The organism is Pseudomonas sp. NPDC087346, assembly GCF_044744235.1.
Classification (GTDB): domain Bacteria; phylum Pseudomonadota; class Gammaproteobacteria; order Pseudomonadales; family Pseudomonadaceae; genus Aquipseudomonas.
Map to the genome: position 1 here is coordinate 1 of NZ_JBIUXX010000003.1, position 17,121 is coordinate 17,121.

Consider the following 17,121-nt stretch of genomic DNA (forward strand, 5'->3'; position numbering starts at 1 on the left):
GTTCTGGGGCTGCTTCGCAACCCAACGGGGATAAATCCCCTCACCACAGGGAATCTCAGTGTCACAGAAAGCCTCAGTGCCACAGGTCGCCTCAGGGCCACAGAAAGCCTCGGCGCCACAGGGAGTTGTACTCAATCGGGGAGGGCGACCTCGTGAGTTCTTTGCCCTACGCCTGGGCCAAGGCTCAGCGCATTTTGTTGTGCGATGGGGTGCTGACGGTGTGTCCGTCGACGCCGGGCTGGTCGATCAGTGAGGTGCGCCGGCAGTTCGGTGAGGCGCGGCTTTCGCGTGTGCGTGATGATGAACTCGATGGCCTGCTCGCCGCAGCCTATGCCGACACCGGCAGTGCGGCGGCGGTAGTCGGCGCTGCCGAAAACGAGGTCGATCTCGACCGCTTGATGCAGGACATGCCTGAGATCACCGACCTGCTCGATACCCAGGACGGCGCGCCAGTCATCCGCATGATCAACGCCTTGCTGACCCAGGCCGCACGCGACGAAGCCAGTGATATTCACATCGAGCCGTTCGAAACCCATTCGGTGGTGCGCTACCGGGTCGATGGCACCCTGCGTGACGTGGTCTCGCCACGCAAGGCGTTGCACGGCGCGCTGGTGTCGCGGATCAAGATCATGGCGCAGCTCGACATCGCCGAAAAACGCCTGCCGCAGGACGGGCGCATCGCGCTGCGGGTGGCCGGGCGGCCGATCGATATCCGCGTCTCGACCGTGCCCACCGGCCACGGCGAGCGTGTGGTCATGCGATTGCTCGACAAACAGGCCGGACGTCTGCATCTGGAAACCCTGGGCATGGACGCGCAGGTGCTGGCCAAGCTCGATCATCTGATTCGCCAGCCCCACGGCATCGTGCTGGTCACGGGGCCCACCGGCAGCGGCAAGACCACCAGCCTCTACGCGGCGCTGGCGCGACTCGATGCCAGCACCAGCAACATCCTCACCGTGGAAGACCCGGTGGAATATGACCTGCCGGGGATCAGCCAGATTCAGGTCAACGCCAAGATCGACATGACGTTTGCCCTGGCATTGCGAGCAATTCTGCGGCAGGACCCGGACATCATCATGATCGGTGAAATCCGCGATCTGGAAACCGCGCAAATCGCCGTGCAAGCCTCGCTGACCGGTCACCTGGTACTGGCGACATTGCACACCAACGACGCGGTGTCGGCAGTCAACCGCTTGATCGACATGGGCGTCGAACCGTTTCTGCTGGCGTCGTCGATGCTCGGGGTTCTCGCGCAACGGCTGGTGCGGCGTCTGTGCAATCAGTGCAAACAGGAAGATCCGGCAACGCCCGGCACCTGGCGCCCGGTCGGCTGCGCAGCCTGCAATCAAACCGGCTACAGCGGACGGACCGGTATTCATGAATTGTTCTGCATCGATGACGATATCCGCACTTTGATTCACCAAGGAGCAGGGGAGCAGGCCTTGCGCGCGTCGGCGCAGAAGGCCGGGATGTTCAGCTTGCGTGAGGACGGTGAGCGCTGGATTCGCAGCGGTGCCACGGCCCCCGAAGAGATCCTTCGTGTGACACGGGACGCCTGATGAATCGCTATCGTTTTGAAGCCGCCGACGCCACCGGCAAGATCGAATCCGGGCATCTGGAGGCGGACAGCCAGGGCGCCGCGTTTGGCGTGTTGCGCAGTCGCGGGCTGACCGCGTTGTCGGTGCACAAGGAAAGCAATGTCGCCCAACATGGCGGTGGCGGGTTGTTCAGCGCCAGGCTTTCCGACAACGATCTGGCCTGGGCCACGCGGCAACTGGCGAGCCTGCTCGGCGCCAGTCTGCCGCTGGAAGCGGCGTTAAGTGCCACGGTCGAGCAGGCCGAGAAAAAACACATCGCCCACACCCTCAGCGCGGTGCGTGCCGACGTGCGCAGTGGTATGCGTCTGGCCGAATCACTGGCGGCGCGTCCACGGGATTTTCCCGAGATTTACCGGGCGTTGATTGCGGCGGGCGAGGAGTCCGGTGATCTGGCACAGGTGATGGAGCGTCTGGCGGATTACATCGAAGAGCGCAACAACCTGCGTGGCAAGATTCTTACGGCGTTCATCTATCCGGGTGTGGTCGGGCTGGTGTCGATCGGGATTGTGATTTTCCTGCTCAGTTACGTGGTGCCGCAGGTCGTGAGTGCGTTTTCCCAGGCGCGACAGGATCTGCCGGGACTGACGCTGGCGATGCTCGCGGCGAGTGATTTCGTGCGGGGTTGGGGCTGGTTGTGTGCGGCGATCATGGCCGGCGCGTTCTGGAGTTGGCGCCTGTATTTGCGCAATCCGGTGGCGCGTTTGAGTTGGCATCATCGGGTGTTGAAGTTGCCCTTGATCGGGCGGTTCGTGTTGGGGCTGAACACTGCGCGATTTGCTTCGACGCTGGCGATTCTGGGTGGCGCTGGTGTGCCGTTATTGCGCGCGCTGGAGGCGGCGCGGCAGACCTTGTCCAACGACCGCCTGAGCCTGAGCGTCAACGATGCCACGGCCAAGGTGCGCGAGGGCGTCAACCTCGCAGCGGCGTTGCGCGTCGAGAACGTGTTTCCGCCGGTGCTGATTCATTTGATCGCCAGCGGCGAGAAAACCGGTGCGTTACCGCCGATGCTGGAGCGTGCGGCGCAGACGCTGTCGCGGGATATCGAACGGCGGGCGATGGGCATGACCGCGTTGCTGGAGCCGTTGATGATTGTGGTGATGGGGGCGGTGGTGTTGGTGATTGTGATGGCGGTGTTGTTGCCGATCATCGAGATCAACCAGTTGGTGCAATAGCCGGGATTGATGTTGTCTGGCAGGCCAGCTCGCCAACCACAAAACCCTGTAGGAGTGAGCCTGCTCGCGATGGCGCTCGATCAGCCGACATTGATGCTGACTGACACGCCGCCATCGCGAGCAGGCTCACTCCTACATTTGGTTTTTCGGCGTATGCCAGTACTGCGGACAGCCAAAATAGCCTGTGTGGGCTTGTCCGGGGCAATAAATAATTCAGGCATTTTTCAAAAACTGCAGCATCACCCGACCCTCGTTCCCCCCATCCTCGGGTTCTCCTTACTGTCATCTGCAACGGCCCTTCAACGGCTGTAGCCAATCCTCTGGAAAAGCACCGCCCAGCGCCCACGCAATTGACCAAAAACACCCGAGAAAATCCCAAGAAAATCAGCCTTCAGCTCCCGAGGTTTTTTCCTTTATCTGTCACCGGAACCTGCGAATTTCTCAGTGCGACTTAACCACGGCCAGCGCTAGCGAGGGCCAGGTGGGTCTTCCCAGTGTCATGCAAGTCATCCGAAAACCTGTGTTCACACCCTAGTTGAAAAGGAGATTCTTCATGTTCAAGCGCACTCTGATCGCCGCCTCACTGACCGTCGCCGCTCTGGCTTCCGCCCAGGCCATGGCCGCCAACGTTACCGGTGGTGGCGCGACTCTGCCTGCCGCTCTGTACAAAGGTTCTGCCAACAGCATCCTGCCAGCCAACTTCAGCTACCTGGGCACCGGTAGCGGCACTGGCAAATCGGCTTTCCTGACCAACAACTCGGCGCTGTTCAATACCACCGGCAGCGTGCACTTCGCCGGTAGCGACTCGATCCTCAGCGCTAGCGAGTTGAGCACTTACACCACCAACTTCGGCACTGCGTACGGTCCGCTGATTCAGCTGCCATCGGTTGCCACTTCGGTAGCCATCCCTTACAAGAAGACTGGCCAGACCACTCTGAACCTGACCAGCGCGCAACTGTGCGATGTGTTCTCGGGCACTGTCACCAAGTGGGGCACTCTGCTGGGCACTTCTGACAACACCGATATCCGTGTTGTTTATCGCAACGTTTCCAGTGGCACCACCGAAATCCTCAGCCGTCACCTGGCTTCGATCTGCCCAACCAAGTTCACCACCAACTCGACATTCACCAGCGCTCGTCTGCCAGCCGGTTCCGCGCTGCCATCGAACTGGGTCGGTGTTGCCGATACTGCCAACGTAGCGCCGACGGTGAACCTGGTTGACGGTTCGATCGGTTATGTCGGTCCAGACGGCGTGAACGCTTCGAGCAACGCTTTGGTTTCCCGGGTCAACGGCGTTCAGCCAACCCAGGCCAACGTGACTGCCGCACTGTCGACCGCTACCTTGCCAGCCAACCCGGCCAAGCCTGAGCAGTGGGTTCCGGTGGTTGCCAACCCTGCCAGCGGCTACCCGATCTCTGCCTACACCAACTTCATCTTCGGCCAGTGCTACGCGGATGCGAGCGTTGCCGCTGATGTCAAAGCGTTCCTGACCACTCACTACAGCGTGCCAGGCAATGCTGCAGCGACCCTCGCTCACGGCTTCAGCAACGTTCCGACCAACTGGAAAAACGCTGTGACTGCCAACTTCGTCACCAACTCCACCGGCAACAAACTGGACATCAACAACGCCAGCGTGTGCAACGCCATCGGTCGTCCATAAGCGTATCGATTCACTCGGCAGCAACGATGGCAGCCCCTTTTGGGGCTGCCATTTTTTTGCATTGGCGCGCCGTTACTCCGCAAACATGAAGTTTGTGTGACATCCGTTCGGTCGCGGCTCTCGCCAACCGCCTATGACGTAACAGCAGATTGTTGCCGACCTGCGGCTATCAAAAGGATCTCGTAGTGATGCTCGCTCGCCCATCCCGTCGTCGTACCCACGTCCAGTCCTTCAAGCGTGATGCCGTTGATCCGGCATTGTGGCTGCTCAAGCCGCTGGCCCAGGCGGTGGCGTTGTGTCTGGTGGCGGGCAGTGCCCATGCGCAAACCGCGTTCAGCTCCGGCTGGTTCGCCGCCAAGGGCGCCGCGCAGCAAACGGCCGCGTCACGTCCGGGCGCTGGCGGCTTGCCGGGCATGACGCCGCCGTTGGCCCAGCAACAAAAAGCCAATCAACAGTTGCAGCGCTCGATCCAGACACTGAACAACACCGTGGCCGCGATTGCCGCACAGCAAGCGGCTCAGGCTGCCGGGCGTACGGCGGCGTTGGGCACGGTGCAGTTTGTGCCGGACGGTCTCGGTGAGGGCGGGTTGAAGGTCGATAACAGCCTCACGCAGGGTTGGCAGAACGCCAAAGGCCCGCAGCAGACGCAGGCCGATGGCAAGACCACGGTGAAGATCGAGCAGACCGCCGACAAGGCGATTCTCAACTGGGAAACCTTCAACGTCGGACGCAACACCACCGTCGAATTCGCCCAGCAGTCGAACTGGGCGGTGCTCAACCGAATCAATGATCCGAGTGCCCGGGCCAGTCAGATTCAAGGCCAGATCAAGGGTGACGGCACGGTGATGCTGATCAACCGCAACGGCATCGTGTTCAGCGGCACCAGCCAGGTCAACGTGCGCAACCTGGTGGCGGCTGCGGCCAACATCACCGATATCCAGTTCCGCGACCGTGGCTTGTACTTCGACAGCACGGGCAGTCAGCCAACCTTCACCGATGCCGCAGGCAAGGTGCTGGTGGAGCGCGGCGCGTCGATTACAACTCACAAACCGGCGACCTCCACCGATGCCGGCGGCTATGCCTTGCTGCTCGGCAACGAGGTGCAGAACGACGGCAGCATCAGCACCGCCAAGGGCCAGACCGTGCTCGGCGCCGGCGAGCGTTTTTACATTCGCAAAGGTTCAGGCACCGAAGGCAACGGTTTCTCCACGACGTTCGGCAACGAAGTCATTCCCGGCTTCAAGGCTGATGGCAGCACCGGCAAAGTCAGCAACAGCGGTTTGATCCAGGCCGCGACCGGCGACATCACCCTGACCGGGCATGACGTGCAGCAAAACGGCGTACTGCTGACCAGCACTTCGGTGGCCACACGCGGCACCATTCACTTGCTCAATCCGGCGAGCGACAGCCGTGGCAGCGTCACCCTCGGTGAGGGCAGCGCCACGGCGATCATGCTCGACAGCAGCGATCTGACCGCGCTCGACAGCCAGCACCAGGCGGCATTGGCCAGCGTCAATGCCAACAATCGCGTGCGTGGCGACCAGTCGCGCATCGAGATTCAAAGCGGTGGCAGCGTCGAGTTCCAGAATGGCTCGATCACCCTTGCCACGGGCGGCCAGGTCGCCGTGGCGGCGGGGCGCCGGAGTCTGGTGCGTGACGGCGCGATAATCGATGTTTCCGGTGCCATCGGCGTCAAAGTCGCGATGGAATCCAACAACATCAAGATCAACGTGCAGGGCAACGAGCAGCGCGATGCATCGGTCAACCGCGAGAAAGGCGCGCTCAACAGCAATGACGTGTGGGTCGACGTGCGCGAGTTGGTCTATGTGCCGGCCGGCACCAATGGCTATGCCACGGATCGCTGGTACACCGCTGGCGGTTTGCTTGAAGTCGGCGGTTATCTCGGCACTCAAGGCCACAGCGTTGGCGAGTGGATGGCCCAGGGCGGTTCGGTGAATTTTGCCGGCAACGATCTGGTGACCGAGAAAGGCTCGCTGATCAATCTGTCCGGCGGCACCCTGGATGTACAGAGCGGCGAGATTCGCCAGAGCTGGCTGCGCGGCGCCGATGGTCGGCTCTATGAAGTCTCGAAAGCGCCGGGCGACATCCTCTACAGCGGTTTGTACAAAGGTTATGAAGACAGCAGTAAACGCTGGGGCCAGACCAATTATTACTACAGCCCGCTGATTGCTCCGACCAAGCGTAGCGAGTCGGGTTACACCGTGGGCCGTGATGCCGGGCAACTGGTGATAGCCACCCGCAACGCGGTGCTCGTTGGGCAGATGCTTGGCGAGGTCTATCAGGGCGAGCGTCAGACCCAGACCCCACGTGCGACGCTCGATGGTTATGAGCAGAGCCAGACCGCAGTGGCGCGCCGTGCGCAATTGATCGTTGGCAGTTATGACCCGGCGTATGTCGCCTCGGCCGGCGGCTTGCTGTACAGCCTCAATCCGTTGTTCGATCAGGTACAGATTGGCGGCGAGCGACCGGTCGCTGCCGATGATCTGGATTTGACTGCGGCGGTGTCCGATGCGCGTCAGGGCAAGCTGTTCCTCGACGCCGATCAGCTCAATGGATTCCAGCTCGGCGCGGTGAAGGTATCGGCAAAAGAGCGGATTGAAGTCAACGACAAACTGGCAGTGGATGCCGGTGGCGACATCACGCTGTATGCGCCGGAGGTGCAGGTCAATGCCGATTTGAGCGCGCGCAGCGGCAGTCTGCGGCTGGGCAACGTGCTCAATCAACTGCTGACGAACTCGCGCACTGACACGCTGCTGGCTGCAAAAACCGGCAAGCCGACGCAAGTTACGGTGGGTGAGGGTGTGCAACTCGACACCCGTGGTGTGTGGAGCAATCTGGGCACCAATCCGCAAGATGGCACCAGCCTGGCTTATCTGAACGGAGGCCTGATCTCGATCCGCAGCAGTGGCGACATCGACGTCAGCGCCGGCAGCCTGCTGGATGTTTCCTCCAGCGGCGCACTGCTGGCTAACGGCAAAACCCGTGGCGGCAAGGGCGGCGATCTCACGCTGGAATCCAACACGAATACGGCGGCGGGTGCCACGCACCTGACCCTCGACGGCGAGGTGCGCGGTTATGGCGTGAGCGGCGGCGGAACCCTGAAAATTCAGGCCAACAAAGTGTTGATCGGCGAGTCCGATCAAGCACCCGCCGAGCAGACTTTGCAGTTGGCTTCCAGCCTGTTCAACAACGGCTTCTCGGCGTATAGCGTGATCGGCCTGAAGGGCCTGGACGTGGCCGACGGCAGCGTTGTCGATGTGACGATGCCGGTTTATCGCTTCGCTGAATCGGCGACAACTCAGGTCAGCGGCAGCGATCCACACACCGCGCTGGAACTGTGGACGCCAGCGCTGTATCAGGAAGATCCGCTCAAGGGGCAATTGACTCAGCGCGGCGGCGCCAGCCTGTTGTTGCAGGCCGGCGCGAGCAGGATTGATCTGATCGATCCTGCCAACAGCACGCTGACCATCGGCCAACAGACGCGGATCAGTGTCGATCCCGGGCAGCGCATCGATTTGCGCGGTGGCGGGCAAATCACCGTTGACGGTCAACTGAGTGCCTGGGGCGGCACCATCGACATCCGCCAACAACAGTTCGCTTCGATCGATCCTTCGACGTTCGCGCAAAACTTCGATCCGCAGGCCCATGACCGCTCGATCTGGATCGGTGAGCATGCCGTACTCGATGTCGCCGGACGTGCGGCAACTGCCACGGATGCCTTGGGCCGTACCTACGGCAAGGTCGACAAGGGCGGCAGCATCATCATCGGTGGCGAAATCAATTCGAAGCAGGCCACCGCGACCGCTGCCGATGCCTACGTCGTCATCCGCGAAGGTGCTCGACTGGAAGCCAGTGGCGCTCAAACCGTGCTGGATATCGCCGGACAAGGTTCGACCCGGGTCGCCAGCGATGGTGGGCGGATCAGTTTGAGTTCCTACAACGGTCTGTTCATCGACGGCCAGTTGCAGGCGGCTGCCGGTGGCGTCGGCGCGGCGGGCGGTCAGCTGGACATCGCACTGGAAACCCCGCTGTACCGGCTGAACAATGCCGAGAATGACGTGCGCCGACCTCGGGAAATGATCATTGGCCAGTCAGCGGAGCAAGCGCTGTTGCCGGCCGATCTGCAACCGGGCGAGTCGGCGACGGGCCTGCAATATGGTCGTGCGCGCTTGAGCGCCGAGCGTTTGATGTCTGGCGGTTTCGACAATCTGGGTCTGCTCAGCAACGGTTTGCTGTCGTTCGACGGCGATGTCGATCTGCACATGAACCAGAGCCTCAATCTGTATGCCGGCGCGTTGTCGCTGGCCGAGCGTTCGAAAGATAACGCGCAGATCAATCTGACCGCGCCTTATATCCGCCTGTCCGGTGTGGGCAGTTATTTCGGCATTCCCGGTTCCCTGCGCCCGCGGATCATCAACAGTCCGACCACGCATTTGTCTGCCGCGCAGTTCAATGCGAGCGCCGATTTGCTGGACGTGGTCAACAGTCTGTCGTTCGGCGCGCAGGGCACGATCCAGCAGCTCAACGCAGCGGCCGCCGACATCAGTCGTCGCGGTTTTGATCGGGTCTCGCTCGACAGCAGGGGTGATTTGCGCTTTCTCGCACCGACCGACAATCAGGTGAAGTCGCAGTTGTGGACGGCGGGCGACCTGAACCTCACGGCGGCGCAGATTTATCCGGCCAGCGATACCGCTGCCGAAGTGCGCGTCGGTTATCAGGGCGGCACCGATGACCCGGTGCACACGCTGCGTGTCGGTCAGCACGGCCCGGCTCCGGCGGCGTTGCCTTATTCGGTGTTCGGCAGTCTGTCGCTGATCGCCGGGAAAATCGAACACGGCGGGGTGATTCGAGCGCCGCTCGGCGCCATCAGTCTGGGCGATGAAATCTTCACCAAGACCCGCGAACTGAACCTGTTGCCCGGCAGCGTCACCTCGGTCAGCGGCGCGGGACTGGTCATGCCGTATGGCGGCACCACTGACGGTATCGACTATCGCTACGACGGTAAGTCCGTGGTGTTGCAAGGGATCGCTGGCGGTCCTGCGGGCGTCACGCTCAAATCGCAATACGTCGATGTGCAGAACGGCGCAGTGATCGATTTGTCTGGAGGCGGCGACTTGCGCGGCGCCGGTTTCGTGTCCGGGCGCGGCGGGTCTACAGACGCCCGATTCAATCCGTTGGTGCGCAATGCCAATGACGGCACCTTCAGCCTGCCAGGCCTGAGCAGCAACCCGGTGTATGCCATCGTTCCCGGCAATCAGAGCACTTATGCGCCGATGCTCGGCGAGGCTGGCGCGGTTGATCCGCGTATTGGTCAGCAGATCACCGTTGGGGCCGGTGTTCCGGGCCTGGCGCCAGGCACTTACACGTTGTTGCCATCGACCTTCGCCTTGCTGCCCGGCGCATTCCGGGTCGAGGTCAATCGCCAGATACCGCAGAGCCTGACGAGCACCGCGCTGCAAATGCGCAATGGTTCGTGGAGCAGCGCCGGACAGATGTCGATTGCCAATACTGGCCTGCGCGACAGTGTCGCCAGTCAGATTGTCGTGACATCGGCTGACGTCTTGCGCCGCTATTCGCAGTACAACGAAACCAGCTTCACCCAGTTCATCAACAGCGATGCGGCCCGACGCGGAGTGCCGAGAGCACTGGCGCCGATGGATGGGAAGACCCTGAACCTGGAACTGTTGCAGGGCGGTGAACGTGTCGCCGTCGACTTCAATGGTCAGGTGCTGTTCCAGCCTGCCGAAGGTGGCAGAAAAGGCGGGGCGGTGGTGCGTGGCGGGGCTTCGGAGTTCGAGATCCTTGGCGCCGGGCAGCAGCGGACAGCGGACTTCACTGGTGTTTCGTTGTATGCCGACACCCTCAACAGCCTGAATACCGGCCGTTTGACCCTGGGTGCGCAACCGACGGTGGACTATCGCTCGGCCGGCAACATCATCTCGTTTCTCGGCGCCACCAATTCCATCACTTTGCGTGAAGGCGCGGTGCTGTCGGCGCCGGAAGTGCTGCTGCGTACCAACAACAAGGACGGCGGGATCACCGTTGAAGCCGGCGCCGGGATCAACACCCTCGGCCGGGGCGATGTGCCTTACGATTCCTCGACGGGCTATATCTATCAGACTGGCGCCGCCAGCCTGTTGCTGGCGTCAAACGGCTGGACCAGCGTTCTCGCTCCCGAGATCAGCAGCAGTTTTGCCGCCGGCAGTATCAAGATCGGCGGTTGCCTGACTCAGGTGTGCAAAGAGCCGACGGTGCTGTACTCGGCCGGCAGCATCACTGCCGCCACCGACAAGCAGTTCGAACTCGGAGAAGCGGTGCGCTTCGGTACGCGTCATCTGACCCTGGCGGTTGGCGCCGTGAACTCCGGCAGCAGCGATGCATTGGCGGCAGCGGGTGATCGCGTTCCGGCGGGCCTGACCCTGAGCCAGAATGTACTCGACCGTCTGCTGCAGGGCGACAGGCAATATGGTGCCCCGGCGCTGGAAACCCTGAGCCTGACGGCCCGCGATTCATTCAACTTTTTCGGCAACGTGACCCTCGATACCCTGGACCGGCAGACCGGCCAAAACAAACTGCAGAGTCTGGTGCTGACCACTCCGGCGATTTACGGACAGGGTGAAGCCGACGACGTCGCGACCATCCGCACGGCCAATCTGATCTGGAACGGCGCGCCGCAGAAACCGGGCGCAGTCGTCAGCGGCGGCGCCGGTACCGGACAGGGCACGCTGGACATTCAGGCGCAGCGCATCGAATTCGGTTATGGCCCGAACCCGCAAGCGAGCGGTCTGGATCAGAATGATCGGCTGGCGCTGGGCTTCGCCAACGTCAACCTGACGGCCAGCGAACGCATCACCGCCAACCATAAAGGCAGTCTCGCGGTGTATCAGGAGCAGGGGGTTTATGACCCGGTCAAGGGTTACGCCTACAGCGGCGGCAACCTCAACTTGCGCACGCCGTTGCTCAGCGGTGAGGCCGCTTCGGTCAATACGCTCAAGGCTGGCAACAATCTGACCCTGTCGGGCGCGGGTGCGGCGACGGTGGCCGATGCACTGGGCGCGCAACTGACGCTCGACGCCCGCAGTGTGGTGCTCGACAGCCGCATTGCGCTGGCCAGCGGCAAGTTGCTGGTCAAGTCCGAGGGCGATCTGACCCTTGGCAGTCAGGCGCAACTGGATCTCGCCGGGCGCACGCTGCCGTTCAACGACGTGAAAAAGTACAGCTGGGGCGGCGATGTTTCGCTGTACAGCAACAACGGCAATATTCGTCAGGCGACAGGTTCGCGCATCGACCTGTCGGCGCAGAACAATCAGGCCGGCAATCTCAGTGCCGTGGCGCTGGCCGAAGGTGCCGGGGTGGTCGATCTGCAAGGCGAGATTATTGGCGCCAGCAGCGGCTACTACGATGCCGGCGGTACGCTGGTGCCGTACAAGGCTGGCGGCGTAGATATTCGTGCGCAGCAATTGGGCGGTGAGTTGAACGGGCAGTTTGCCGCGCTCAACCAGCGCTTGAATGCCGGTCAAGTGTTCGGCAGCCGCAGCTTCCAGCTCAAGCAAGGCGATCTGCTGATCGGCGACGGACTCAAGGCTGGCGAAGTCAATGTCTCGGTGGACAACGGCAGCCTGACCGTGACCGGTCTGGTCGATGCCAGTGGCGAGCGGGTCGGCAGCATTCGTCTGTCTGCGAAAAACGGCCTGACCCTCGCCGGCAACTCACTGCTCGATGCCCATGGCCGCGTGTTGCGGGTCGACAGCTACGGCAAGATCATCGACGCGCCGAACCGCGCCATGGTCGAACTCAATTCCGGTGAAGGTCTGCTGACACTGGCCTCCGCGGCGCGGATCGATCTGCGCCACGGCACCGATGCTGCCATCGGCCAATTGCCCGGGCAGAACGACGGGGTACAACGCGGCACGCTGGAGCTGAACGCGCCGCGCCTCGGGGCAAACGACATCGCCATCGATGCCAGCGGCGTGCTGAGCATTCAAGGTGCGCGTTCAATCGGCCTGAATGGCATGCGGCGTTACACCGATGCCCGCGACGGTGTCGATCCAGCGGCCAGCGGTCGGCCGTATCAGGTGATCGATCAGGCGATGTTCGAGCGTATCAGCGGCGACAGCGAGACCTTCATCAATGCCGCGCTGGGTAACGCTGACCTGCTGCAACGCAAACTCGCCGGCCTGAACAACCCGACCTACGCCGATGCGTTCCATCTGCGCCCAGGGGTTGAGATCGCCAGCAAAACCGCCGATGGCGACCTGCTGGTGGAGGGCGATATCGATCTGTCGCGTTACCGTTATGCCAGCCTCAATCCGCACACGCAAAAGACCTCGGTGTATGGCTCGGGCGAGGCTGGCAGCCTGCTCATCCGTGCCGGCGGCAACCTCGATATTTACGGCAGCATCAACGATGGTTTTGCCCCGCCAGCGGAAACCGTCGACGACGCCGGCTGGAAACTGTTGCCGGGCGTTCAGCCGTTTGGCGGCGATCTGACGGTGCCCGGCGCCGGTGTCAGCCTCGCCGAAGGTACGCAGTTCCCGGTCGGCACCACGCTCAATTACGACTTGCCGATCCAGGCTTCCACGCTGGCTGGCGGTACCTTGTTGCCAAGCGAAGGCGTTCTGGCCAGCGACTACACGTTCAATGCGGGAACCGTGTTGTCGGGCGCGGTACATGATGCGTCGGGCAATCTGTTGTATGCCGCCGGCACCTTGCTCAAGGACAACCTGATCGTGCCTGCCGGCAGCCGTCTGGGCGCTGGCACTCGTTTGAACAGTGCTGCGGCGATGCAAGCGATGCTCTGGCCCAAAGGCGTGCCGTTGCCGGGCTCGATCGGTGCTGACAACGTCACCGAAGGTGTGAAGTTGAGCGGCGCGCTGGCCTTGCTGCGTGGCTCGTTGATCCCGTCGATGACCAATGTGGTGTTGGCCGATGGCAGCGCATTCATTGAACTGCGCGGCTATTCCAGCACCACGCAACAGGGCAGTAACTGGGCGGTGGCGAGCATGTTGCCGGCGGGCAGTGCGTCGTGGTCGATGCGCGCAGTGGCCGGGGCCGATCTGGACGCCGCCGACAATCGTGCAGTCAAACCGTTGACCACCGAGGGCAATCTGCGTCTGGCCGATGCCCATTACGGCTTGATCGTGACCGAGAAAAAACTCGAGACCACCTGGGCGGAAAACCCGTGGGGCTATATACCGGGCGACGTGGTCAGCGACGACGATCTGTACATGTGCGATCTCGCGCCCGGGGTTTGTCTGATGCCGGCCAAATTCCTGTGGGCGGTCGACAACCAGGCCGGCATGCCGCCGGGGACGCCGGTCAGCGCCGACGACAACTGGTGGTGCGATGCCGACCCGGCGTCGTGCACGCCGAACAAGGGTGGTATCAGCGTTTCGCCACACTCGCAGATGTTCAGCGTATTGCGCACCGGTACCGGTGATCTTGATCTGATCGCGGCCGGTGATCTGAGCATGGATTCACCGTTCGGCGTATACACCGCAGGTACCCAGTCCAGCGATGTTGATCCGCGCTATAACCAGCCTCGCGGGCGTTTGTCGGATGACGGTTCGGTGCTCGGCAGCAAAGGTACCGCCTATGAAAAATGGGTCAATGGCGGTAGCGAGAGCCTGTATCAAGCCTGGTACCCGGAGCTCGGCGGCAACCTGACCATCAATGCCGGCGGTTCGGTGTCCGGGGATGTCGTCGGACGTCGCGGCGTCAATTCGCAGGCTGATCTTCGCGAACAGGTTGCCAGTGTTTCGGTGGGCAACTGGCTCTGGCGCCAGGGTTCCGGCAACAGCGATGTGCCGACCGCCTGGTGGATCAACTTCGGCAGCTACGCGACCCAGCCGTTGCCCGATCAAAGTACCGATACCGGACCGTATCTGGTGGGCTTTACCGGGTTCGGCGCCTTGGGTGGCGGCAACGTCAGCCTGCGCGCCGGTGGCGATGCCGGCATGCTCAAAACGCTCGGCGACACCCAACTCAATCCCCGCAGCCAGGGCTTGATCGTGGCCGTCGGCAGCACGGGCCGGGTTGGCAGTGATGGCAGCCTGCAACTGACCGGTGGTGGCGACATGGACATTCGCATCGGCGGCACGCTCAACCCGTCACTGGAAGCGCGGGCCGGGCAGAGTGGCAGCGCCAATCCGCGTCACGACTTGCAAGGCGCATTGATCAACCTGCGCGGTGCGGCGCAACTCACGGACGGCGCTCTGGGCGGAATCAATCTGCAATACGGCGCCGCGTCGGTGTTTCAGGACCCACGTGAAACCCGTGCGCTGGATGCCTTCACTTCAACCCTCGGCAGTGCGTCCGGCGGTCTGGTGTTGATCCCCGGCGACTCGGGCATGCGCCTGAACACTCGCGGCGATCTGGTATTGGGCGGCGCAACGGACCCGGGCCGTGTGCGGTTGCAAAACTCCACGCCGTTCACTGACGAGCAGGGCGTCGAACACGCGGGTGGCGGCCTGGCCGGATTCTCGTTGTGGACCGAACACACGGCCATCGATCTGTTCTCGGCGGGCGGCAACCTGACGCCGGGCACCCAACTGGCCGAAGTCAACGAACAGGGGCCGGTCGCCAACCGCAATACCTCACCTTCCGACGGACGTTTTGTCTATCCGTCCATCCTGCGTGCGGTGGCCGGTCAAGGCTCGATCTATGCCGGCCCTTCGGCCGCGTACAGTCAGGGCAGTGGTGTCACCCCGGCGACCAGCTATTCGCTGTTGCTGGCGCCTTCGAATGCCGGACAACTCGAATTGCTGGCTGGCAATTCGATCTACGCTGGCGGCTACGCGATCAATCAGTCCGGTGCCAGCCTGTCGGCCATCGCCACGCCGTTTGCGCCGGCGTTCAGCGGTTACGCACAGTTTGGCTCGAGCCAACCGGTCATGAGCAATTACAACGTTGATGGCGTGGCGGCGAATCTGAATGTCAGTTACCCGTTGTTCGCGTTTGGTGCCGACAGTTATTCGGCATCCACCGGTGCCCGGGTGCCGGCGCGGTTTTATGCACTGACGGGTGATCTGGTGGGAGTTCGCAGCGGGGAAACCTTGCACTTCAATACCTCGTTGCGCACCTGGTATGAAGGCGCGGCGCCGGTGTGGATGCTGGCCGGGCGCGATATCGTCGCTTCCGGCACCAACCTGGGTCAGCCGACGGCGGCACCGACGCAAATGGGCTGGAACAACGAAGCCATCAGCTCTTCTGGCAACCTGTTCATCCATAACGACCCTCGCGATGTGTCGCGGGTTTCGGCGGGACGCGACATCCTCTACAGCAGCTTCGACATCGCCGGCCCCGGTCTGCTGGACATCAATGCCGGGCGCAACATCCTGATGGAAGATCGCGCCAGTATCACCAGCCTCGGACCGATAGTGGCGGGGGACAACCGGCCGGGCGCCAGCGTGGTGTTGCAGGCCGGTGCGGGGGCGCAAGGTCCGGATTACTCGCGATTCGTCGCGCGTTATCTGAATCCGCAGAACCTTGCCAATCCAGATCTGGCGCTCAATGGCCAACCGGGCAAAGTCGCCAAAACCTACCTGGATGAACTGCAGAACTGGCTGACGTTGGGCTACGGCTTCAGCGGCGATGGCGAGCAGGCGCAAGCATTTTTTGCCGCGCTGCCAAGCGTCGAGCAAGCGGTATTTGCCCGTCAGGTGTATTTCGCCGAACTGCGTGCCGGTGGTCTGGAGTACAACGATGTCGACGGCCCACGCAAGGGCAGTTATCTGCGAGGTCGCAACGCCATTTCATCGTTGTTTCCGACGACCGATGTCGCCGGTAATCAGCTGCGGTATGACGGCGATATCACCCTTTACGGCGGCGCCGGGATCAAGACTCTATTCGGTGGCGACATCCAGATGCTCACGCCGGGCGGTGGTCAGGTGTTCGGTATCGAAGGCGCGGCGCCACCGTCTACGGCGGGGATCATCACCCAGGGCTCGGGCAACATTCAGCTGTATTCGCAGGGCAGTATCCTGCTCGGCCAGAGCCGGATCATGACCACGTTCGGTGGCTCGATTCTCGGCTGGTCGGCGGAGGGTGATATCAACGCCGGTCGTGGCTCGAAAACCACTGTGGTCTACACCCCGCCGAAACGCGTGTACGACAAGTGGGGCAACGTGACCCTGTCGCCATCGGTGCCAAGCACGGGGGCCGGTATCGCCACACTCAACCCGATTGCCGAAGTCGCGCCGGGCGACATCGACCTGATCGCGCCGCTCGGCACCATCGATGCGGGCGAGGCGGGGATTCGTGTCTCGGGCAACGTCAACATCGCTGCGCTGACGGTGGTCAACGCGGCCAACATTTCGGTGCAAGGCAAGGCGAGCGGGGTGCCGGCGGTGTCGGCAGTGAATACCGGTGCAATCACCTCGGCCAGTTCGGCAGCCTCTTCGGCTACGCAAGCGGCGGAAGACGTGGCGCGTCAGCAGCAAGCCGCATCGCGGCAGAATCAGGCGTCGGTGTTCACCGTGCAGGTGCTGAGTTTTGGCAGCGAACAACTGGCGCCGTCCCGCGATGGCGCCAGCCGCGCACCGGCCCCGGGTTATAACCCGAACAGTCCGGTGCAGGTGTTGGGCGCCGGGGCGCTGGATGAACAGGCGAAGCAGCAGTTGACCGAGGAGGAACGTGGGCAACTGACGTTGTAAAAGACTCTCGTGTAGTA

Annotated in this window: 4 protein-coding genes; all 4 read left to right on the forward strand. The window is 62.4% G+C overall.

Translation table 11 applies throughout. The features are described from left to right. Window positions 1-152 precede the first annotated feature (152 nt). Entirely contained in the window at window positions 153-1,559 is a 1,407-nt protein-coding gene (gene gspE, locus ACIOZM_RS02730; protein WP_401209273.1) for a type II secretion system ATPase GspE, read from the forward strand. Then, a complete protein-coding gene (gene gspF, locus ACIOZM_RS02735; RefSeq protein WP_401209276.1) occupies window positions 1,559-2,770 on the forward strand; it encodes a type II secretion system inner membrane protein GspF in 1,212 nt (403 codons plus the stop codon). The genes gspE and gspF overlap by 1 nt, the downstream gene beginning before the upstream one ends. 553 nt (window positions 2,771-3,323) lie before the next feature. Continuing rightward, window positions 3,324-4,430 carry a substrate-binding domain-containing protein gene (locus tag ACIOZM_RS02740; RefSeq protein ID WP_401209278.1) on the forward strand — a complete coding sequence of 369 codons (1,107 nt, stop codon included), beginning with the start codon at window positions 3,324-3,326 and terminating at the stop codon, window positions 4,428-4,430. A 188-nt stretch (window positions 4,431-4,618) separates the two neighbouring features. Continuing rightward, complete coding sequence (locus ACIOZM_RS02745) at window positions 4,619-17,104, forward strand: filamentous haemagglutinin family protein (protein ID WP_401209280.1); 12,486 nt, start codon at window positions 4,619-4,621, stop codon at window positions 17,102-17,104. The last annotated feature ends 17 nt before the right edge of the window (window positions 17,105-17,121 follow it).